Source organism: Enterobacter cloacae complex sp. 2021EL-01169, from assembly GCF_020733125.1.
GTDB classification, from domain to species: domain Bacteria; phylum Pseudomonadota; class Gammaproteobacteria; order Enterobacterales; family Enterobacteriaceae; genus Enterobacter; species Enterobacter roggenkampii.
In genome coordinates this window covers 168512-190127 of the sequence record NZ_JAJFTC010000005.1, presented here as the reverse complement: position 1 = coordinate 190127, position 21616 = coordinate 168512, and the positions used below count along the sequence as shown (strand labels likewise).

The 21616-nt window shown below is 56.9% G+C and carries 18 protein-coding genes; 6 read left to right on the top strand and 12 right to left on the bottom strand.

Translation table 11 applies throughout. The features are described 5' to 3' along the window. Window positions 1-28 precede the first annotated feature (28 nt). A complete protein-coding gene (gene rlmD, locus LLF79_RS15235) occupies window positions 29-1327 on the bottom strand; it encodes a 23S rRNA (uracil(1939)-C(5))-methyltransferase RlmD (protein ID WP_227879804.1) in 1299 nt (432 codons plus the stop codon). A 57-nt stretch (window positions 1328-1384) separates the two neighbouring features. On the opposite strand from rlmD, the gene barA reads away from it, so the two are divergent. Continuing rightward, window positions 1385-4144, top strand: a complete 2760-nt coding sequence (gene barA, locus LLF79_RS15230; protein ID WP_021241900.1) for a two-component sensor histidine kinase BarA — start codon at window positions 1385-1387, stop codon at window positions 4142-4144. Window positions 4145-4233: 89 nt separating this feature from the next. On the opposite strand, the gene LLF79_RS15225 is transcribed toward barA, so the two are convergent. The 8 genes from LLF79_RS15225 to syd form a co-directional block, all read right to left on the bottom strand. Beyond that, entirely contained in the window at window positions 4234-5373 is a 1140-nt protein-coding gene (locus tag LLF79_RS15225) for a glycerate kinase (protein ID WP_063618213.1), read from the bottom strand. Between the two features lie 77 nt (window positions 5374-5450). Continuing rightward, complete coding sequence (gene gudD / locus LLF79_RS15220; RefSeq protein ID WP_227879802.1) at window positions 5451-6788, bottom strand: glucarate dehydratase; 1338 nt, start codon at window positions 6786-6788, stop codon at window positions 5451-5453. 15 nt (window positions 6789-6803) lie between these two features. After that, a complete protein-coding gene (locus LLF79_RS15215; protein WP_227879800.1) occupies window positions 6804-8144 on the bottom strand; it encodes a glucarate dehydratase family protein in 1341 nt (446 codons plus the stop codon). Next, on the bottom strand, window positions 8144-9499 hold the full coding sequence (gudP, locus tag LLF79_RS15210) for a galactarate/glucarate/glycerate transporter GudP (protein WP_032675441.1): 1356 nt from the start codon (window positions 9497-9499) through the stop codon (window positions 8144-8146). Before gudP ends, LLF79_RS15215 begins: the two co-directional genes overlap by 1 nt. A gap of 334 nt (window positions 9500-9833) precedes the next feature. Further along, entirely contained in the window at window positions 9834-10283 is a 450-nt protein-coding gene (locus LLF79_RS15205; protein ID WP_023325989.1) for a flavodoxin, read from the bottom strand. Between the two features lie 24 nt (window positions 10284-10307). Beyond that, the gene (gene truC, locus LLF79_RS15200) at window positions 10308-11084 is read right to left on the bottom strand and encodes a tRNA pseudouridine(65) synthase TruC (protein ID WP_227879799.1); all 777 of its coding nucleotides are present in this window, start codon (window positions 11082-11084) and stop codon (window positions 10308-10310) included. After that, entirely contained in the window at window positions 11081-11410 is a 330-nt protein-coding gene (locus tag LLF79_RS15195; RefSeq protein ID WP_023294461.1) for a YqcC family protein, read from the bottom strand. Before LLF79_RS15195 ends, truC begins: the two co-directional genes overlap by 4 nt. 632 nt (window positions 11411-12042) lie before the next feature. Continuing rightward, window positions 12043-12588, bottom strand: a complete 546-nt coding sequence (gene syd / locus LLF79_RS15190; RefSeq protein WP_227879798.1) for a SecY-interacting protein — start codon at window positions 12586-12588, stop codon at window positions 12043-12045. A 69-nt stretch (window positions 12589-12657) separates the two neighbouring features. Here syd and queF point away from each other — a divergent pair, with 69 nt between their 5' ends. The 5 genes from queF (at window position 12658) to xni (ending at window position 19093) form a co-directional block, all read left to right on the top strand. Next, on the top strand, window positions 12658-13500 hold the full coding sequence (queF, locus tag LLF79_RS15185) for an NADPH-dependent 7-cyano-7-deazaguanine reductase QueF (RefSeq protein WP_023294462.1): 843 nt from the start codon (window positions 12658-12660) through the stop codon (window positions 13498-13500). 116 nt (window positions 13501-13616) lie between these two features. After that, entirely contained in the window at window positions 13617-14981 is a 1365-nt protein-coding gene (gene ppnN / locus LLF79_RS15180; RefSeq protein WP_008499641.1) for a nucleotide 5'-monophosphate nucleosidase PpnN, read from the top strand. Window positions 14982-15496: 515 nt separating this feature from the next. Continuing rightward, window positions 15497-16792, top strand: a complete 1296-nt coding sequence (locus tag LLF79_RS15175; protein WP_008499642.1) for an HAAAP family serine/threonine permease — start codon at window positions 15497-15499, stop codon at window positions 16790-16792. Window positions 16793-16857: 65 nt separating this feature from the next. Further along, entirely contained in the window at window positions 16858-18225 is a 1368-nt protein-coding gene (gene sdaB, locus LLF79_RS15170) for an L-serine ammonia-lyase II (protein WP_023294463.1), read from the top strand. Window positions 18226-18337: 112 nt separating this feature from the next. Beyond that, window positions 18338-19093 carry a flap endonuclease Xni gene (gene xni / locus LLF79_RS15165; protein ID WP_021241892.1) on the top strand — a complete coding sequence of 252 codons (756 nt, stop codon included), beginning with the start codon at window positions 18338-18340 and terminating at the stop codon, window positions 19091-19093. A 62-nt stretch (window positions 19094-19155) separates the two neighbouring features. Here the strand turns inward: xni and rlmM are convergent, their stop codons facing one another. Genes rlmM through gcvA form a run of 3 tightly spaced genes read right to left on the bottom strand, consistent with a single transcriptional unit; the run spans window position 19156 to window position 21601 of the window. Continuing rightward, the gene (rlmM, locus tag LLF79_RS15160; RefSeq protein WP_021241891.1) at window positions 19156-20256 is read right to left on the bottom strand and encodes a 23S rRNA (cytidine(2498)-2'-O)-methyltransferase RlmM; all 1101 of its coding nucleotides are present in this window, start codon (window positions 20254-20256) and stop codon (window positions 19156-19158) included. Continuing rightward, entirely contained in the window at window positions 20249-20644 is a 396-nt protein-coding gene (locus tag LLF79_RS15155; RefSeq protein WP_227879796.1) for a DUF423 domain-containing protein, read from the bottom strand. Before LLF79_RS15155 ends, rlmM begins: the two co-directional genes overlap by 8 nt. Window positions 20645-20683: 39 nt before the next feature. Continuing rightward, a complete protein-coding gene (gene gcvA / locus LLF79_RS15150; RefSeq protein WP_008499647.1) occupies window positions 20684-21601 on the bottom strand; it encodes a glycine cleavage system transcriptional regulator GcvA in 918 nt (305 codons plus the stop codon). Between the last annotated feature and the right edge of the window lie 15 nt (window positions 21602-21616).

The following is a 21616-nucleotide window of genomic DNA, read 5'->3' as shown; positions in this document are numbered from 1 at the left end:
GCCTGTCGAAGTCGACAAGCCAAACAAATTAGATGTGCTCGAACAACACCATCGATTCCAGATGCCCAGTGTGCGGGAACATGTCCAGCATTGCCAGACGCTGAATCTGGTAACCCGCGCTGAGCAGTGCCTCGCTGTCCCGGGCAAGCGTTGCCGGGTTACAGGAAACATAGACCACACGCCTTGGCGCGAGTTTAATAATATGTGCCATCACGCCCGGGGCACCGGCACGCGCCGGGTCGAGCAAAATTTTATCAAAGCCCTGCTTTGCCCACGGTTGTTGGGTGACATCGTCCTCAAGATTTTGATGAAAGAATGTCACATTTTGCAAGCCGTTCTGCCGCGCGTTCTCCTGCCCTTTCGCCACCAGCGCCTCAACGCCTTCCACGCCGACGACGCTGGCCGCTTCTCGCGCTAGCGGCAGCGTGAAGTTGCCCATTCCGCAGAACAGATCGAGCACCCGGTCGCTTTTCTGAACGTCCAGCCACGCCAGCGCTTTCGCCACCATCTGCTGATTAACGCCATCATTCACCTGAATGAAATCCCGCGGGCTGAACGTTAAGCGTAGCCCGTTTGACGCATACCAGGGCGCCTCACCGGTAACCTGTTCAAGTATCTCGCTTTGTGGTGCAAGGAAAAGCGCCAGGTCGTGGGAATGCGAAAAGCGTTCCAGTTTTTCGCGATCTTTCTTCGACAACGGCGCGGTATGACGCAGCACCATCAGCGGGCCATTGTTTGCCATGACCAGTTCGACGTGCCCAAGATGGCGTACGCCGTCCAGCCCGGAGAGGCAGATGCGCACTTCCGGAAGCAATGCCTCAAGATGGGGCACCAAAATGGGGCACCGCTTCACGTCAACGATGTCGCTGGAGCCGGCCTTGCGAAACCCCATCTCCAGCCGCTCCGTTTTTGGCTGATAGCTGAGGCTCAGGCGCGCGCGACGACGATAGCCCCAGGGCTCATCCGCAACAATTTCGTTAACGTCATGTTTGAGCAGACGCGCCAGCGCGTTGCTTTTGCTTTTTTGCTGTAATTCTGTGCTCGCATGCTGTTGCTGGCAGCCGCCGCACACGCCAAAATGGGGGCAGCGGGGTGCCACACGCTCCGGGCTATCGTTGAGGCGACGCTTTACCTGCCCGCGCGCAAACTGGCGTTTATCTTCCGTTAGCGTAATTTCTGCTCGTTCTGCTGGCAGTAAACCTGTTATAAACAGAGCCTTACCATTGTGGCGTGCCACTCCCTGGCCAAACGGATCGAGTTCCGTGGCCTCAACAGTGATGATTTGACGCGTCGTCACGCGTCGCTTTGCAGAGTAGAATTGCGCCATCGCCGAGATTTTTCTCACATAACCATAATTATCTTAATTGTCCCATAACGGAACGCCATGACCAACTACAGCCTGCGCGCGCGCATGATGATTTTGATCCTCGCCCCCACCGTTCTCATCGGTTTGCTGCTGAGTATCTTCTTTGTGGTGCACCGCTATAACGATTTGCAGCGACAGCTGGAAGATGCAGGCGCCAGCATTATCGAACCGCTTGCCGTCTCCAGCGAGTACGGCATGAACCTGCAAAACCGCGAATCCATTGGGCAGTTAATCAGCGTACTCCACCGTCGTCACTCGGACATCGTACGCGCCATTTCCGTTTACGACGAACATAACCGCCTGTTTGTGACCTCAAACTTTCATCTCGATCCGGCAGCACTGAAAATCCCGGACGGTACGCCGTTCCCGCGCCACCTCACCGTATTGCGGCGCGGCGATATCATGATCCTGCGCACGCCGATCGTGTCGGAAAGCTATTCCCCCGATGAGTCTGCACAGTCCGACGCCAAATCCAGCAATAATATGCTGGGATATGTGGCGCTGGAGCTGGATCTCAAGTCGGTCCGGCTACAGCAGTACAAAGAGATCTTCATTTCCGGCGTGATGATGCTGTTCTGCATCGGCATTGCGCTGATCTTCGGCTGGCGCCTGATGCGCGACGTGACGGGTCCCATCCGCAACATGGTTAACACGGTTGACCGCATTCGCCGGGGACAGCTCGACAGCCGTGTGGAAGGGTTTATGCTGGGCGAGCTGGATATGCTGAAAAACGGCATCAACTCGATGGCGATGTCGCTGGCGGCGTATCACGAAGAGATGCAGCACAACGTTGACCAGGCGACGTCCGACCTGCGCGAAACGCTGGAGCAGATGGAGATCCAGAACGTTGAGCTGGATCTGGCGAAAAAGCGCGCTCAGGAAGCGGCGCGTATTAAATCGGAATTCCTTGCCAATATGTCGCACGAGCTGCGCACGCCGCTCAATGGCGTGATCGGCTTTACCCGTCTGACCCTGAAAAGCGAGCTCAACCCCACTCAGCGGGATCACCTGCACACCATTGAACGCTCGGCCAACAACCTGCTGGCGATCATTAACGACGTGCTGGACTTCTCCAAGCTGGAAGCGGGCAAGCTAATCCTCGAGAGTATCCCCTTCCCGCTGCGCAGCACGCTGGATGAAGTGGTGACGCTGCTCGCGCACTCGTCGCACGACAAAGGCCTGGAGCTGACGCTTAATATTAAAAACGACGTGCCGGATAACGTTATTGGCGATCCGCTGCGCCTGCAGCAGGTCATAACCAACCTTGTCGGGAATGCCATTAAGTTCACCGAAAGCGGTAATATCGACATCCTGGTAGAGAAACGCTCGATCAGCAGCAATAAGGTCCAGATTGAAGTCCAGATCCGCGATACCGGCATCGGTATTCCGGAGCGCGACCAGTCGCGTCTGTTCCAGGCGTTCCGTCAGGCGGACGCCAGCATCTCCCGCCGTCATGGCGGTACCGGTCTGGGGCTGGTGATCACCCAGCGTCTGGTGAACGAGATGGGCGGCGATATCTCTTTCCACAGCCAGCCAAACCGCGGTTCAACCTTCTGGTTCCACATTAATCTGGACCTTAATCCGAACGTGCTGACCGATGGCCCGGTGACGGACTGCCTGAAAGGCAAGCGTCTGGCCTACGTTGAGCCTAACGCTGCGGCGGCGCAGTGTACGCTCGACATCTTAAGCACCACGCCGCTGGAGGTGGTCTACAGCCCCACCTTCTCGGCGCTTGCCGTAGAGCATTACGATATTCTGCTGATGGGCATTCCGGTCACCTTCACCGGCGAGTTGACCATGCAGCAGGAGCGCCTGGCGAAAGCCGCGTCGATGACCGACTACCTGCTGCTGGCGCTACCGTGCCATGGGCAGCTCAACGCGGAAGAACTGAAAAACGACGGCGCGGCCGCGTGCCTTTTGAAACCACTGACCGCAACCCGTTTGCTGCCAGCCCTCACGGAATATTGCCGTCTTAGCCAGCATGCCCTTCCGCTGATTAACGATGAGCAAAAATTGCCGATGAGCGTGATGGCGGTGGATGATAATCCGGCCAACCTGAAGCTCATTGGCGCATTGCTTGAGGACCAGGTTCAGCATGTGGAGCTGTGCACCAGCGGCGCGCAGGCGGTTGAACAGGCTAAGCAGATGCAGTTCGATTTAATCCTGATGGATATTCAGATGCCGGGTATGGACGGCATTCGGGCCTGCGAGCTGATCCACCAGTTGCCGCATCAGCAGCAAACGCCGGTTATTGCTGTCACCGCGCACGCGATGGCGGGCCAGAAGGAGAAGCTGCTGAGCGCCGGGATGAATGACTATCTGGCAAAGCCCATCGATGAAGAGAAACTTCATAGCCTGCTGTTGCGCTACAAGCCGGGTCATATTGGCGGAACGTACACGGTTTCCAGCGAGCAGGCTGAGATAAGCGTTAATCAGAACGCCACCTTTGACTGGCAGCTCGCGCTGCGCCAGGCGGCAGGTAAACCCGATTTGGCCCGCGACATGCTGCAAATGCTGGTCGCGTTTCTGCCGGAAATTCGCAACAAGGTGGAAGAGCAGCTGGTGGGTGAAAACCCGGAAGATCTGCTGGACGCAATCCACAAGCTGCACGGCAGCTGCGGGTACAGCGGCGTACCGCGGCTGAAAAACCTCTGTCAGCTTCTGGAGCAACAGCTGCGTGCCGGTACGCCGGAATCGGAGCTTGAACCGGAGTTCCTGGAGCTGCTGGATGAAATGGATAACGTGACGCGGGAAGCGATGAAGGTGTTGGGGAGCTGAGGTAAAAGCCCGGTGGCGCTACGCTTGCCGGGCCTACAGGTGCACTAACGTAGGCCGGGTAAGGCGAAGCCGCCACCCGGCAATCACAGCTAAAATGCCTGCCCCACTTTCAGCACCGCCGCGATATTCCTTGCGGCCATCCTGACGTTCTCGCCGGCATTTTCCAGCGCGTCTTCCAGCGTGCAGATGGTGTAAATCACGCTAAACACGGCATCAATGCCGTGATCGTGTACCACGCCAACGTCCGCCGTCAGGCTGCCTGCAATGCCAATAACGGGTTTGTTAAAGCGTTTTGCCACCTTCGCCACCCCCACCGGGACTTTGCCGTGGATCGTCTGGCTGTCAATGCGGCCTTCCCCCGTGATCACCAGATCCGCATCGGCCACCTGGTCGGCCAGGTGTAGCGCATCGGTCACGATCTCAATGCCCTGGCGCAGCTGCGCGCCGCAAAAGGCGTAGAGCGCCGCGCCCATTCCCCCCGCCGCGCCGCCGCCAGCAAGGTTCAGCACGTCGATATCCAGGTCCCGGGCAATCACGCTTGCATAGTGCGCAAGCGCGTTGTCCAGGGTGACGATCATCTCGGGAGTGGCGCCCTTCTGCGGGCCGAATACCGCTGACGCGCCATCCTTCCCGGTAAGCGGATTGGTTACATCGCAGGCCACCTCAATCCGGCATTCCACCAGACGCTTGTCCAGCCCGCTCAGGTCGATACGCGCGAGTTTTCCCAGCTCGCCCCCGCCCTGCCCAAGAGGCTGTTCATTGTCGTCCAGCAGCTTCGCCCCCAGCGCCTGCACCATCCCTGCGCCGCCGTCGTTGGTAGCGCTGCCGCCAATGCCAATAATAATATGCTTAACGCCCACATCCAGCGCGTGACGAATCAGTTCGCCCGTGCCCCAGGAGGTGGTTTTCAGCGGATTACGCTGCGAAGGCGCAACCCGCTCCAGGCCGCTTGCCGCCGCCATTTCAATAAAGGCGCTCTGCTTATCTCCGGACAAGCCATAGAACCCCTCCACGCGCTCGCCCAGCGGGCCGGTCACCGGAACATGCACAATGCTTCCCTGCGTTGCCGCGATCATCGCCTCAACCGTCCCTTCGCCACCGTCCGCGACCGGCAGCTTCACGTAAACCGCCTCGGGAAAGATCTCGCGAAAACCACGTTCTATCGCTGTCGCAACCTCAAGCGCACTCAAACTTTCCTTATACGAGTCCGGTGCGATAACAATTTTCATAAGCCATCCTTACGCATAGTCGTTACGTTAAGCATACACCACGTAAAAGACCGCTCATGGGAGCGGTCCCAATGCGTTTATCGTACCATGCACGGGCGTTTATTGTCGAATGTCCAGTCAGGGATCAGATACTGCATCGCCATCGCATCGTCGCGCGCGCCCAGACCGTGTTTCTGATACAGCTCATGGGCCTTCATGACCTGATCCATATCCAGCTCAACCCCCAGCCCCGGCGTAGAAGGCACCTGCACCATGCCACCTTTGATCTCAAACGGCTGCTTAGTGAGACGCTGATTACCTTCCTGCCAGATCCAGTGGGTGTCGATAGCAGTGATCGAGCCCGGCGCAGCGGCGGCGACGTGCGTGAACATCGCCAGCGAGATATCGAAGTGGTTGTTGGAGTGCGAACCCCAGGTCAGGCCAAACTCATGGCACATCTGCGCCACGCGCACCGAACCCTGCATCGTCCAGAAGTGCGGGTCAGCCAGCGGAATATCGACTGACTGGAGGGATAAGGTGTGTCCCATCTGACGCCAGTCGGTCGCAATCATATTGGTCGCGGTCGGCAGCCCCGTAGCGCGACGGAATTCCGCCATCACTTCACGGCCAGAGAAGCCTTGCTCAGCCCCGCACGGGTCCTCCGCGTAGGCCAGCACGCCTTTCAGCTGCTTGCCGATCGCAATCGCTTCATCAAGGGACCAGGCCCCGTTCGGATCGAGCGTCACGCGCGCCTGCGGGAAACGTTTTGCCAGCGCGGTGACGGCTTCCGCCTCTTCTTCCCCGGCCAGCACGCCGCCCTTCAGTTTGAAATCGTTGAAGCCATATTTTTCGTATGCCGCTTCCGCCAGGCGCACCACCGCATCCGGGGTCATTGCCTCGTCGTGGCGAAGCCGGTACCAGTCGCATTGTTCATCAGGCTGGCTCTGATACGGCAGTGGCGTCAGCTTGCGGTCGCCGACAAAGAACAGATAGCCCAGCATTTCCACTTCGCTGCGCTGCTGCCCCTCGCCCAGCAGCGACGCAACGTTAACGCCCAGATGCTGGCCCAGCAGATCCAGCATCGCGGCTTCAATGCCGGTCACCACGTGGATAGTGGTGCGCAGATCGAAGGTCTGCAGACCCCGGCCCCCGGCATCGCGATCGGCAAAGGTGTTGCGCACGGTGTTCAGGACATTTTTGTACTCACCCAGCGTTTTGCCCACCACCAGCGGAATGGCGTCCTCCAGCGTTTTGCGGATCTTCTCCCCGCCCGGAATTTCGCCCACGCCCGTATGGCCAGCATTGTCTTTGATGATGACAATGTTGCGCGTGAAGAACGGCGCGTGCGCGCCGCTCAGGTTCATCAGCATGCTGTCATGGCCCGCAACCGGAATGATTTGCATGGAAGTGACGACAGGGGTCGTAAAAGTACTCATCGTGTAATCCTTTTATCAGTGACGTCCGAAAACAGGGCGCTTACGGTCAAATGTCCAGCCGGGAATAAGGTACTGCATCGGGCCCGCATCGTTTCGCGCGCCGCCCGGCAATTTTTTATACGCCTCATGGGCTTTATGGATCCGATCCCAGTCCAGCTCCACGCCCAGGCCCGGCGCATCCGGTACGGCAATCTTGCCATTGATGATTTCCAGCGGATTTTTCGTCAGGCGGGCTTCGCCTTCCTGCCAAATCCAGTGCGTGTCGATGGCGGTCGGGTTACCCGGCGCAGCGGCGCCAACGTGGGTAAACATCGCCAGCGAAATATCAAAGTGATTGTTAGAATGACAGCCCCAGGTGAGTCCCCAGTCATCGCACAGCTGCGCCACGCGGACCGCGCCTGAGAGCGTCCAGAAGTGCGGATCCGCCAGCGGAATGTCCACGGCGTTCAGCATCACCGCATGACCCATTTCGCGCCAGTTGGTGGCGATCATATTGGTCGCGACAGGCAGCCCGGTGGCCCGACGGAACTCGGCCATGACTTCGCGGCCCGAGAAGCCCTGTTCCGCGCCGCAGGGATCTTCCGCATAGGTCAGGACATCCCCCTGCTCTTTGCACAGGCTAATGGCTTCATCCAGCAGCCATGCACCGTTTGGGTCAACGGTGATCCGCGCATCCGGGAAGCGCTTTTTCAGCGCCCGAGCCGTTTCAATCTCCTGCTCGCCGGGCAGCACGCCGCCCTTCAGCTTGAAATCCTTAAAGCCGTAGCGATCCTGCGCCGCCTCGGCCAGCCGCACCACCGCGTCGCTGGAGAGCGCTTCCTGGTGGCGCAGGCGATACCAGTCGTGATCGCCCGTGGATCGAGCCAGATAGGGGAGATCGGTTTTATTGCGATCGCCAATGTAGAACAGATAGCCCAGCACGGTGACCGCATCGCGCTGTTTGCCGGGCCCCAGCAGTTCGCAGACCGGGACATTGAGCGCCTTACCCAGTAAATCAAGCAGAGCCGCTTCCAGGGCGGCGACCGCATTGACGCGCAGTTCAAACGTCCAGGCACCTTTACCGAACGTCTCAAAGTCTGCCGACTGGTTGCCTTTATGCACCCGCTGAACCACCTTGTTCAGACGGGCAATCTCCTGCCCCACCACCAGCGGAATGGCATCGACCAGCGTCTGGTAAATCACCTCTCCGCCAGGGGCCTCGCCCACGCCGGTATTCCCTGCGCTGTCTTTTAGCACGACGATATTACGGGTAAACCAGGCGTTATGGGCGCCGCCAATATTGAGCAGCATGCTGTCCTGTCCGGCCACCGGGATGACCTTCATCTCGGTGACGGTTGGGCTCAATTGCGTTGTCATCAGCCACGCTCCGCAACAGGTTTAAGTTCGACGCGTTTGATATCCCCCACCAGCACCAGGTAACTCAGGACCGCCACCAGCGCATGCACACCCACGTAGATTAGCGCACCGTTGAACGAGCCGGTGGTTCCGACGATGTAGCCGATAGCGATGGGCGTCACAATCCCGGAGATGTTGCCGAACATGTTGAACAGACCGCCGCTCAGGCCGCTGATCTCTTTCGGGGCCGTATCCGCCATTACCGCCCAGCCCAGCGCGCCAATGCCTTTGCCGAAGAAGGCCATCGCCATAAAGCCGATAATCATCCACTCGGCATTGACGTAGTTACAGAACACCATGGTCATGGAGAGCAGCATGCCGAGCACGATGGGCGTTTTACGCGCGATGTTCAGTGAACCCGTGCGGCGCATCAGCCAGTCGGAAATCACCCCGCCGAGCACGCCCCCCACGAAGCCACAGATGGCCGGGACCGAGGCAACAAACCCCGCTTTCAGAATCGACATGCCGCGTGCCTGCACCAGGTACACCGGGAACCAGGTGATGAAAAAGTAGGTCAAGGCGTTGATACAGTACTGGCCCAGATAGATCCCGATCATCATGCGCGATCCGACAAGCTGCCTGATCTGCGCCCATTTCTGGCTGAACGGCACTTTCGCCGTCGAGGATTTCTGATCCATGTTGATCAGCGCGCCGCCTTCAGCGATGTACTCCAGCTCTTTTTTGTTTACGCCAGGGTGCTGGTTGGGTTCGTGGATCACTTTGAGCCAGATAAAGCTGATGACGATCCCGAGTCCGCCCATAAAGAAGAACACGTGCGACCAGCCCACCTCATGGGTTAGCCAGCCCATAATGGGCGCAAAGATCACCGTCGCGAAGTACTGTGCGGAGTTGAAAATCGCCACCGCCGTTCCCCTCTCCTGCGCCGGGAACCAGGCCGCCACAATGCGGCTGTTGCCCGGGAAGGAAGGCGCTTCCGCTAAGCCCACCAGGAAGCGCAGCGTGAAGAGCGCGACGATAATGCCGAAGCCGCTGAAGATATCGACGAAGCCCTGCAGCAGAGTAAAGGCAGACCAGATGAAGATGGACCAGAAGTAGACCCGTTTCGAGCCAAAGCGGTCGAGCAGCCAGCCGCCAGGAATTTGCCCGATGACGTAGGCCCACGAGAAGGCGGAGAAAACGTAACCCATGCCCACGGGATCAAGGCCGATATCTTTTGCCATTTCCGAGCCGGCAATCGACAGCGTGGCGCGGTCACCATAGTTAAAGGACGTGACGATAAACAGCATCACCACTATCCAGTAGCGGGCATTGGTGCGCTTTTCAGCGCTGCTCGCTGCGTGGCTTAATGAACTCATTGTTGCACTCCTGAAACATAGCTTTCGCCTGGTTCATTCTGTACAGCACCGGTAGGGTAAGCAGAATGAGATTGGTTTTTGTCGTTTTGGTACGGCCTGAAGCCGTTTTATCGTGACCGGAAAAGTATATGAAGGAGTGCCTCTTCACCTCACCGTGCAAAAACACAGTATTAAAGGGCGTGAGGGAGGTTGTTTAGGGCATAAGCCCAGAGGAGTGGAAGGTGGTTCACGGAAATGGCGTTTGGTGCGGAGTGTGATGCCGGGTGGCGGCTACGCCTGACCCGGCCTGTAAAACCCGCAGGCCCGCGCAAGCGAAGCGCCGCCGGGCAGAGTGTTATTTGAGAAGTGAGGCCCAGTTCTCCACCCACGGGTTTGATTCGCTTTCTGGCTCCGGGTGCTCACCCGCATCAATCAGCAGCATCTCGCCGACGCGCTGGGCGCTCTGCTCCTGCAACAGCGCATCGAACTGCTTGCCGCCGCCGCAGAAGTTGGCGTAAGCGCTGTCGCCGAGGGCGATGATGCCGTAGTGAACGTCTGGCTGATAGCCAAGCTGGTCTTTAATGCCCTGGAACAGCGGCACGATGCTGTCCGGCAGATCGCCCTGCCCGGTAGTGGAGGTCACCACCAGAATGTATTTATCTTTATACTTTTCCCAGTCCGCCAGCTCCGGGTCTTCATAGACCGTGGCTTTATGACCCTGGCTTGCCAGAATCGCCTCCGCCTCTTCCGCGACCAGCAGCGAGTTGCCGTACATTGTGCCGACAAAAATGCCTACTTCAGCCATGCTATTTTCCCATAGTGAATGCGCTTACTCTTTATCCTGAACGTTGCCCGATACAAACTCAACCCTTTCATTTTCGGGGAGTTGTCCCAGCCAGCCAAACTGTGACAGCGCCTGCATCCAGACGTCGTCCAGCCCCGCGCGGATAGTCAGCGGCTCGCCGGTAAACGGGTGCATCAAGTTCAGCTCGCTTGCGTGTAACATCAGACGATGGCAGCCAAAGTGTTCGGCCGCGCTGCGGTTCTGGCGCAAATCACCGTGTTTGCTGTCGCCAATAATCGGGTGGCGCAGATGCGCCAGATGGCGTCGCAGCTGGTGCTTGCGCCCGGTTTTCGGCAGAAGCTCGACCAGGCTGTAGCGTGTGGTCGGAAATTTGCTGGTGGCCACCGGCATTTCCGTGGTTGCCATGCCGCGATAATCCGTCACGGCCGGCTGCGGGCCTTTGTCATCCCGGGCAAATTTATCGCCGATTTTGTCCAGCTCCTCCACCAGCGGATAATCCAGAGTGGCGGACTCGGTCAGCCAGCCACGCACGATCGCGTGGTAGCGCTTCTGGATCTGGTGCTGTTCGAACTGCTGGGCCAGCAGACGGCCAGCTTCGCTGGAAAGCCCCATCAGCAGCACGCCGGAGGTCGGCCTGTCGAGGCGATGGGCGGTAAACACATGCTGACCAATCTGGTCGCGAACGGTCTGCATCACCACCACTTTCTCATCGCGATCCAGCCAGCTGCGGTGCACCAGCCAGCCTGACGGTTTATTCACCGCCACCAGCCACTCGTCCTGATAGAGGATCTCAAGCGTCATGCATCTTCACCGGCAAACAGGGCATCCAGTTTTTCCAGTTCGACCAGCATGACGTCGCGCGCAGGGTGCGTCGCGTCGAGCGCCATTTCATAATAGGGAGAGACAGCAAACGCCTGGGGTAAGGGGTGCCCCCCCTCAAGCAGGGCGTGCATGCGCGGAATTAACACCCACTGCAGCCACTCGAAAGGGGCCAGCGTATCCAGGCAAAAGGGCTGGGTGCTGGCGAACGCTTCTGGCTGCGGCGCGGTCTCCTGCCACAGCTGATGTTGGCGCAAAAGGGCTTCGATGGCGTGCAACTGAGCACGAACGCTATCGTGTTGCGTCATAGTAACCTCAACTGAAAATGTGAACGGCGCGCAGCATAGCATTGCGAAAGGCAGAAATAAAAAAAGGGAGCACTGTAAAAACAGTGCTCCCGGTTCGTTCCGCAGCATTCCAGCTACAATTCGTGCTCCCTGCTCATCCGTGACAACTTTTCCTGAAGCCCGAAGGCCTGGTCATCCGTCTACCTTTCGCATCCTGCACACATCTTCCTGACGTGTTTGTTTCATCCTGAAACGTCCTGGCCTTCCTGACCCACCGACCATCCTGACCGGCTCTCGTTCTCCTTCCTGGAGGTGTCCCTTACGCATCCTGCGTTATCCACTTCGCTTCATCCAGAAGCCTTCCTGCTGCGCCATCCTGACGAGTCCTGTGTGAGAAACGCCATCATCCTGATGTTCGTTTCTCGTGTCGGCTTCCTGTCGACGGAGATAGAATCCGCTATTCCGCTTCGTCTTACAACCCACTCAGCCAGAGTTGTAAGACGCGGGGACTCCCTAAAAATAATAGGAGGAACAACTAATTCGTTGAAAAATAGAGTGATATTAATCTGAATTTAATGAGGTAATACTGAATGTTCCAGCGATCTCTCACAAACCTTGTAAGAGATCTCTCACACGCGCTGTAGCAGCATGGATTACAGAAGGGGCTCAAGTCGGGTGAGGAAATCCGCAAGAGAAGGGGCGAGAGTCTCGCGATTGCAGGTACCGATAGTCTCTTTAATCACTTCGCCTGACAGGTTACAGACGGAGATAACGTCCAGCTCGCTGTCCAGCGTGGCAATAAAGAGCGTCGGAGAAAGCTTAAGACGTTTTTGCGTGACCAGATGACCAATCAGGTTTTCCTGAACACGCTGCAGATCGTCTTCGCTCCAGGTCTGCAACAGCGTCAGCGTCATGTCCGCAAAGCGCGCGGGCATATCCCCTGCAAACTGCGTGGCATAAAACGCATGAACCGCTGGTTGTACCACAATGTCCATTGCCCGTTCAACCGCATTTACATTCTGCTCACCGTTATTCGGCTTCGGCTGCCAGATCACGTAATCCTCAAGCGAAGAGATAATGCACGGCGAAGGGACGCCATATAAATCAGCACTTTGCGGCCACGTGCCCTGCTTTTCATGCCATACGTCGCAGTAGCGGGTCGTGAAGGTAGTGAGGGCATTTGCAGTTTCGATGTCCACCGATTTCTCTCTTCTTGTCAGACAGGATAAACTCAGGCCATAAGTGTACCTGTAAAGTGGCTATGAAACATGTCTTACGAAAATCATCAGGCGTTAACCGGCTTAACGCTGGGTAAATCGACCGATTACCGCGATACCTACGATGCAAGCCTGCTGCAGGGCGTGCCGCGTAGCCTGAACCGCGACCCTCTGGGACTGCACGCGGACGCGCTGCCGTTCGTGGGTGGCGATATCTGGACGCTGTACGAACTCTCGTGGCTCAACGCGCGCGGCCTGCCGCAGGTGGCGGTGGGACACGTTGAGCTGGACTATGCCAGCGTGAATCTCGTCGAGTCCAAAAGCTTTAAGCTCTATCTCAACAGTTTTAACCAGACCAAATTCAACAGCTGGGACGACGTTCAGCGCACCCTGGAACGTGATTTAAGCGCCTGCGCGCAGGGAAAGGTGAGCGTATCACTGTATCGCCTGCACGAGCTGGAAGGCCAGCCAGTCGCCCACTTCAACGGGACCTGCATCGACGATCAGGATATCGAGGTGGAGAATTATGAATTCAGCGCCGATTACCTCGAAAACGCGGCGAGCGGCAAGGTGGTTGAAGAGACGCTGGTGAGCCATCTGCTGAAATCCAACTGCCTGATTACCCACCAGCCGGACTGGGGCTCGGTGCAGATCCAGTATCGCGGGCCAAAAATCGACCGGGAAAAGCTGCTGCGCTACCTGGTGTCGTTCCGCCATCACAATGAATTCCACGAGCAGTGCGTGGAGCGCATCTTTAGCGATATCCAACGCTTCTGCCAGCCAGAAAAATTGAGCGTTTACGCGCGCTACACCCGCCGCGGCGGCCTGGACATCAACCCGTGGCGTACCAACACCGATTTTGTGCCTGCGACGGGCCGGCTGGTGCGTCAGTAATATAAATATTTTCACAATATGCGCGGTATCTTCCGCGCTTTAGGTTGTGAAACGTCACGCGGCAGGGCTATTGTAATCAACAGGGAAAGACGATAATCGTCCCGTAAGGAGCTCACTTGATTACACATATTAGCCCGCTTGGCTCAATGGATATGTTGTCGCAGCTGGAAGTGGACATGCTTAAACGCACGGCCAGCAGCGATCTTTATCAACTGTTTCGTAACTGTTCACTTGCCGTTCTGAACTCCGGAAGCCTGACAGATAACAGTAAAGAACTGCTGTCCCGCTTCGAAAGCTTTGATATCAACGTGCTGCGCCGCGAGCGCGGCGTGAAGCTTGAAGTCATCAACCCGCCGGAAGAGGCATTCGTCGACGGACGCATCATCCGTTCACTTCAGGCTAACCTGTTTGCGGTGCTGCGTGACATCCTGTTTGTTAACGGGCAGATCCACAACGCAGGCCGCTTCCAGCATCTCGACCTGGAAAGTTCGGTCCATATCACCAACCTGGTGTTCTCTATTTTGCGCAACGCCCGTGCCCTGCACGTGGGTGAAGCGCCGAACATGGTCGTCTGCTGGGGCGGTCACTCCATTAACGAAACCGAATACCTTTATGCGCGTCGGGTGGGCACCCAGCTTGGCCTGCGCGAGCTGAATATCTGTACCGGATGTGGTCCGGGTGCGATGGAAGCGCCAATGAAAGGTGCCGCAGTGGGTCACGCGCAGCAACGCTACAAAGAGGGACGGTTTATCGGCATGACCGAGCCGTCCATCATCGCCGCTGAGCCACCTAACCCGCTGGTTAACGAGCTGATTATCATGCCGGATATCGAAAAACGTCTTGAAGCGTTTGTTCGTATCGCCCACGGCATCATCATCTTCCCGGGCGGCGTGGGGACAGCGGAAGAGCTGCTCTATCTGCTGGGTATTCTGATGAACCCGGCCAACAAAGATCAGGTCCTGCCGCTGATCCTGACCGGACCAAAAGAGAGCGCCGACTACTTCCGCGTGCTGGACGAGTTTATCGTACACACGCTGGGTGAAGCCGCGCGTCGTCACTATCGCATCATCATCGACGATGCTGCGGAAGTGGCGCGCCAGATGAAAAAAGCGATGCCGCTGGTGAAGGAGAACCGTCGCGATACCGGGGATGCCTACAGCTTTAACTGGTCAATCCGCATTGCGCCGGACCTGCAGATCCCGTTCGAGCCTTCACACGAGAACATGGCGAACCTGAAACTCTACCCGGACCAGCCGGTGGAAGTCCTGGCCGCCGATCTGCGTCGCGCCTTCTCCGGGATTGTGGCGGGCAACGTCAAAGAGGTCGGTATCCGCGCCATTGAGCAGTACGGTCCGTACAAGATCCACGGCGACCCGGAGATGATGCGCCGCATGGATGACATGCTGCAGGGCTTTGTCGCCCAGCACCGCATGAAGCTGCCAGGCTCCGCCTATATTCCTTGCTACGAAATCTGCACATAACGCTTAGCGGCATCTCATCAAAGCCGGGTCGCCCTGTCGCGCGTTCCGGCTTTTTTTATTCCTGATGTAATTCATAGGCATCACTTATATCTTTTACAAAATCGCCACAAACGCAAACGATTACCTGTATTTTTCAACCGTAAATTATCAGCCTTAATCCAAATTACCTGCCAGAAAATACTAAAAACCCATTTCTTTACAGCGAAAGACACCTATATCAAGGGCCAGTCTTTCAGCGCACATGTCGTTGGTGGTAGCCTTCGCGCGCGTAAATTCTCTTTGATGTTTTTTTAACAGATAAATGGTCTAAAGATGCCCACATCATAAGTGGATTATTGCATTTGGGATCGCGATCACTGATAGATTCGTAACGAGAATGTATCTTTCCGCCCGCCAATAGTTACGGGCGAAAATTATTAAAAAACCGTCACTGAACGAATTTCATATTACCGTCAGGCACTTTTTCATCGGATTTGACTAAAAACCTGACAATTTGCTTCCTCCAGGAGATACAGATGGAAACCACTCAAACCAGCACCGTTGCTTCGATTGAATCCCGAAGTGGTTGGCGCAAAACGGATACCATGTGGATGCTTGGCCTTTACGGCACGGCAATCGGCGCTGGTGTACTGTTCCTTCCTATCAACGCAGGCGTCGGCGGTCTGATTCCGCTGATCATTATGGCTATCATTGCTTTCCCGATGACCTTCTTTGCACACCGCGGTCTGACCCGCTTCGTGCTGTCCGGTAAAAACCCGGGCGAAGACATCACTGAAGTGGTTGAAGAGCATTTCGGCGTGGGCGCAGGTAAACTGATTACCCTGCTCTACTTCTTTGCGATTTACCCTATCCTGCTGGTTTACAGCGTGGCGATCACCAACACCGTTGAAAGCTTCATGCTGCACCAGCTGCACATGACGCCGCCACCGCGTGCCATCCTGTCTCTGATCCTGATTGTCGGCATGATGACCATCGTGCGCTTCGGTGAGCAGATGATTGTGAAAGCGATGAGCGTGCTGGTGTTCCCGTTTGTAGCCGCACTGATGCTGCTGGCCTGCTACCTGATCCCACAGTGGAACGGCGCAGCGCTGGAAACCCTGTCCCTGAGCAGCGCGTCTGCAACCGGTAACGGCCTGCTGATGACCCTGTGGCTGGCGATCCCGGTAATGGTCTTCTCCTTCAACCACTCCCCAATCATCTCCTCTTTCGCCGTGGCGAAACGTGAAGAGTACGGTAATGGCGCAGAGAAGAAGTGCTCCAGTATCCTGGCACGCGCTCACATCATGATGGTACTGACCGTTATGTTCTTCGTCTTCAGCTGCGTACTGAGCCTCTCCCCGGCGGACCTGGCGGCAGCGAAAGAGCAGAACATCTCAATTCTGTCTTACCTGGCGAACCACTTTAACGCACCGCTGATTGCGTGGATGGCACCGATCATCGCGATGATCGCCATCACCAAATCCTTCCTGGGCCACTACCTCGGCGCACGTGAAGGCTTCAACGGTATGGTGATTAAATCTCTGCGCGGTAAAGGCAAGAGCATTGAAATCAACAAGCTGAACAAAATCACTGCACTGTTCATGCTGCTCACCACCTGGGCGGTAGCGACGCTGAACCCAAGCATCCTGGGCATGATTGAAACCCTGGGCGGCCCGGTCATCGCGATGATTCTGTTCCTGATGCCGATGTACGCGATTCAGAAAGTCCCGGCTATGCGTAAGTACAGCGGTCATGTCAGCAACGTCTTTGTGGTTATCATGGGGCTTATCGCTATCTCTGCGATCTTCTACTCCCTGTACACCATGTTCTGATTCTCACCCGCGCCGTCCCCGGACGGCGCACACCCTCCTCTCTGACTGAAAGCAATGGACGCATCATGATTAGCGTATTCGATATCTTCAAAATCGGTATTGGTCCTTCCAGCTCTCACACCGTCGGACCGATGAAAGCCGGTAAGCAGTTCACGGATGACTTGATTGCACGCGGCATCCTGCACGACATCACCCGCGTGGTTGTCGATGTATATGGCTCACTTTCCCTGACCGGGAAAGGCCACCACACCGATATCGCCATTATCATGGGCCTGGCGGGAAACCTGCCGGATACCGTTGATATTGATGCGATCCCTGGCTTTATCCAGGACGTGAACACCCACGGGCGCCTGCTGCTGGCGAACGGCGAGCATGAGGTTGAATTCCCGGTTGACCACTGCATGAATTTCCATGCGGACAACCTGTCGCTACACGAAAACGGCATGCGCATTACCGCGCTGGCCGGCGACAAAGCGGTATACAGCCAGACTTACTACTCTATCGGCGGCGGTTTTATCGTCGACGAAGACCACTTTGGTCAAACCAGTACCTCTTCTGTCGAGGTGCCGTATCCGTACAAAACGGCGGCAGACCTCCAGCGCCACTGCCAGGAGACGGGCCTTTCCCTCTCCGGTCTGATGATGAAAAACGAGCTGGCGCTGCACAGCAAAGAGGAGCTGGAACAGCACTTCGCTAACGTCTGGGAAGTGATGCGCGGCGGTATTGAGCGCGGGATCACCACCGAAGGCGTTCTGCCGGGCAAGCTTCGCGTACCGCGTCGTGCGGCAGCGCTGCGCCGTATGCTGGTGAGCACTGACAAAACGACTACGGACCCAATGGCCGTGGTGGACTGGATCAACATGTTCGCCCTGGCGGTAAACGAAGAAAACGCCGCAGGGGGCCGTGTGGTCACCGCGCCAACCAACGGTGCCTGCGGCATCGTTCCGGCCGTACTGGCGTACTACGACAAGTTTATCCGTGAAGTGAACGCGAACTCGCTGGCACGCTACCTGCTGGTGGCCAGTGCGATTGGTTCGCTGTATAAGATGAACGCCTCCATTTCCGGTGCGGAAGTGGGCTGTCAGGGTGAAGTCGGCGTGGCGTGCTCCATGGCGGCGGCAGGTCTGGCGGAGCTGTTGGGCGCAAGCCCGGCGCAGGTGTGCATCGCTGCGGAAATCGGCATGGAACACAACCTGGGGCTGACCTGCGATCCGGTTGCCGGACAGGTACAGGTTCCGTGCATCGAGCGTAACGCGATTGCCTCCGTGAAGGCGGTGAACGCGGCGCGTATGGCGCTGCGCCGCACCAGCGAACCGCGCGTCTGTCTCGATAAGGTTATCGAGACCATGTACGAAACCGGTAAAGATATGAACGCCAAATACCGCGAAACCTCTCGCGGTGGCCTGGCGATGAAGATCGTAACCTGCGATTAAGCCTCTCAGGAAGCCTCGTTTTGCGAGGCTTCTTCCTGTTTTCCCCACCATTCATAGTTTCACGCTGCTGACAGTGTTACCCTTCACGCATTAGATAGAAGGGAGATTATCTGTGGCCGTTCATTTACTTATCGTCGATGCACTTAACCTGATTCGCCGTATCCATGCGGTACAGGGGACGCCTTGTAAAGACACCTGCCTGCACGCGCTGGAACAGCTTATCCGCCACAGTGAACCCACCCATGCGGTCGCGGTTTTTGATGACGAAGCCCGCAACACGGGCTGGCGGCACCAGCGTCTGCCCGACTACAAAGCCGGACGCGCACCGATGCCGGACGATCTTCACGCCGAATTACCCATGCTGCGCGCCGCATTTGAACAGCGGGGCGTCCCCTGCTGGGGCGCACAGGGAAATGAAGCCGACGATCTCGCGGCCACCCTGGCCGTAAAGGTGGCGAGTGCCGGGCATCAGGCCACGATCGTTTCAACGGATAAAGGCTACTGCCAGCTGCTCTCACCGACTATTCGCATTCGCGACTATTTTCAAAAACGCTGGCTGGACGCGCCGTTCATCGCCAGCGAGTTTGGCGTATCGCCTGAGCAATTGCCGGATTACTGGGGTCTGGCAGGCATCAGCAGCTCTAAAGTTCCGGGCGTGGCCGGTATTGGGCCGAAGAGCGCCGCGCAGTTGCTAACCGATTTTCAGAGTCTGGAGGGCATTTACGCCCGTCTGGACGAGGTGCCCGAAAAATGGCGCAAGAAGCTGGAGGCGCATAAAGAGATGGCGTTTATCTGCCGGGAAATCGCAACGCTACAGACGGATTTACAGCTGGACGGGAATTTACAGCAGTTGCGCTTAGAACGATAAAACGACTACAGGGTTTTGTAGGCCCGGTAAGCGCAGCGCCACCGGGCAAAACAAAGCACGTACTATCGCTCGTCGCGACGCCCGCCTACGGCCGCCCACCAGCGACGAATATGCACCGTCACCTCTTCGCGGTCGTGATACAGCTGACGCGCCTGGATCTCCACGTTAATCCCGTGCTCGTCCAGTTGCTCCTGAATGTAGGCCAGGTTCTGCGACACCTCCTCATAGCGCTTTTTCATCGGCAGCTTGAGGTTGAAAATGGTCTCGCGACACCAGCCGTTCACCAGCCAGGAGGCCATCAGCGCGGCCACTTTCGCCGGTTTCTCAACCATGTCGCACACCATCCATGAGATGTTGTTGCGGTTCGGGCGATAGCGGAAACCGTCTTCACGCAGCCAGGTGACCTGTCCGGTGTCCATCAGGCTTTGCGCCATTGGGCCGTTATCAACGGACGATACCCACATGTTGCGTTTCACCAGCTGATAGGTCCAGCCGCCCGGGCACGCGCCGAGATCGACAGCGTACATGCCGTTTGCCAGACGCTCATCCCACTCATCCGCCGGGATAAAGACGTGGAACGCCTCTTCCAGCTTCAGCGTAGAACGGCTTGGCGCATCGGCCGGGAAGCGCAAACGCGGGATGCCCATAAAGAAAGGAGAGTTGTTGGTAGTGTACGAGTAGCCCGTATAGCAGCAGCCCGGTGCAATAAAGAAGATATGCACCACCGGACGCTTCGGCGTTTCGTAGTTCGTCAGCACGCCCGCATCACGCAGCGCCGCGCGCAGCGGAACGGTGAACTTACGGCAGAACTTCATCAGCTCTTTACTTTCGTTGGTATCCGCCACTTCAACGCGCAGATCGCCGCCCTTCTCCACCACGCCCTGCAGCATGCCGACAATGGGGGTGATGCGGTCTTCCGGGGGAAGGTCTTTGAGCAGCTCACCCGCGACAAACATCTGGCGCGCAAAAATCAGCGAGCTGAACGGCAGCTCGCGCGCCAGCTTATCCGCATCTTCAGGCTGATAGCATTCGAATACCACATAGCCCGCGTTTTCTTTTACGCGGGCAAAGCCGAAGATTTCGCGCTTCGCCGCTTTATCGGTAATTTCCGCGGCGCACTCTTTCTCAAACCCCGGGCGACAATATAAAACAACCTTATTCATGAACAACGCCCTTGCGTTTCAGACGGATAGCTCCGATAAACATTAATACCCAACCCGTCAGGAAGCTGACGCCACCGACAGGTGTAACAAACGCCCACAGGCGTAAATGCGAAAGTGCCAGACAGTAAAGGCTGCCGCTGAAAAGCACCGTACCCAGCGCCAGAAAGACGCTGCTCCAGTAAAACCAGATGCTGATACGGCGCTGCATCGCCACCGCCAGCCCAAAGATTGCCAGCGTATGGAACGCCTGATATTCAAGGCCGGTCTGGATCCAGCCCATCTCTACAGCGCCCAACGACTTGCTTAAGACATGTGCGCCAAAGGCGCCCAGTGCAACAAAAATAAAGCCACTCACCGCGGCAAAAATCAGCATGAATCGGCTGGTCATGTTTAAGTCCTGAATTGATGCGTGCCCGGCACACAAACGTTATTGTTCATACCTGAAGCGGAATTTTTCTTGCTCGCTTGCCGCTTTCGCCAGTATCCACTGCCGGAAGGCGGCTATTTTACCCAGTTCTGCCTGACTGTCATGACAAACCAGATAAAACGCATTCTTGCTGACCAGTACATCATTAAAAGGGCAGACCAGGCGACCTGCCTCTATTTCGGACTGCGCCATGACGTTGTTCGCCAACGCCACGCCCTGCCCGTGAATGGCAGCCTGTAACACCATCGCACTGTGGCTAAAGATGGGTCCCTGCTGCACGTTTATATGTGTAAGACCTAATTGACGGGTATAAGTTTGCCAGTCGCGTCGAGAGGCATCATGCAAAAGCGTATGCTGCGCCAGGTCAGCGGGAGACTTCAGCGCTTTGTCGCCCGTTAACAGCAGAGGGGAACAGACCGGCAGGAGATATTCTGCGTATAATTTCTCAACACGCAAGCCCGGCCAGTTACCGCGCCCATAAAAAATCGCGACGTCCACGTCATCGGCCAGCTTGTCTTCCTGACGATCCACGGCCTGGATTCGAACGTCTATCCCCGGATAAGCTGAGTTAAAGCTTGAGAGTCTTGGCACCAGCCACTGAATGGCAAAACTGGGCAATAAACTAACAGTCAGAGCACCTTTTGCACTGCGGGCCTGTAGCTTACGCGTGGCTTCAGTAAGCTGCGAAAAAATCTCTTTAATATCCTGAAAATAGCTCTGCCCCTCTTCGGTCAACAGCAACGAGCGGTTGCGTCGACGAAACAGCTTAAGGCCCAGAAAATCCTCCAGAGACTTGATTTGGTGACTTACTGCGGCCTGTGTCACAAAAAGCTCATCGGCTGCGCGGGTGAAGCTCAGGTGACGTGCTGCTGCATCAAAAACACGTAATGCGTTGAGGGGGGGCAATCGCTTTGACATGGTTATATGGCTTAG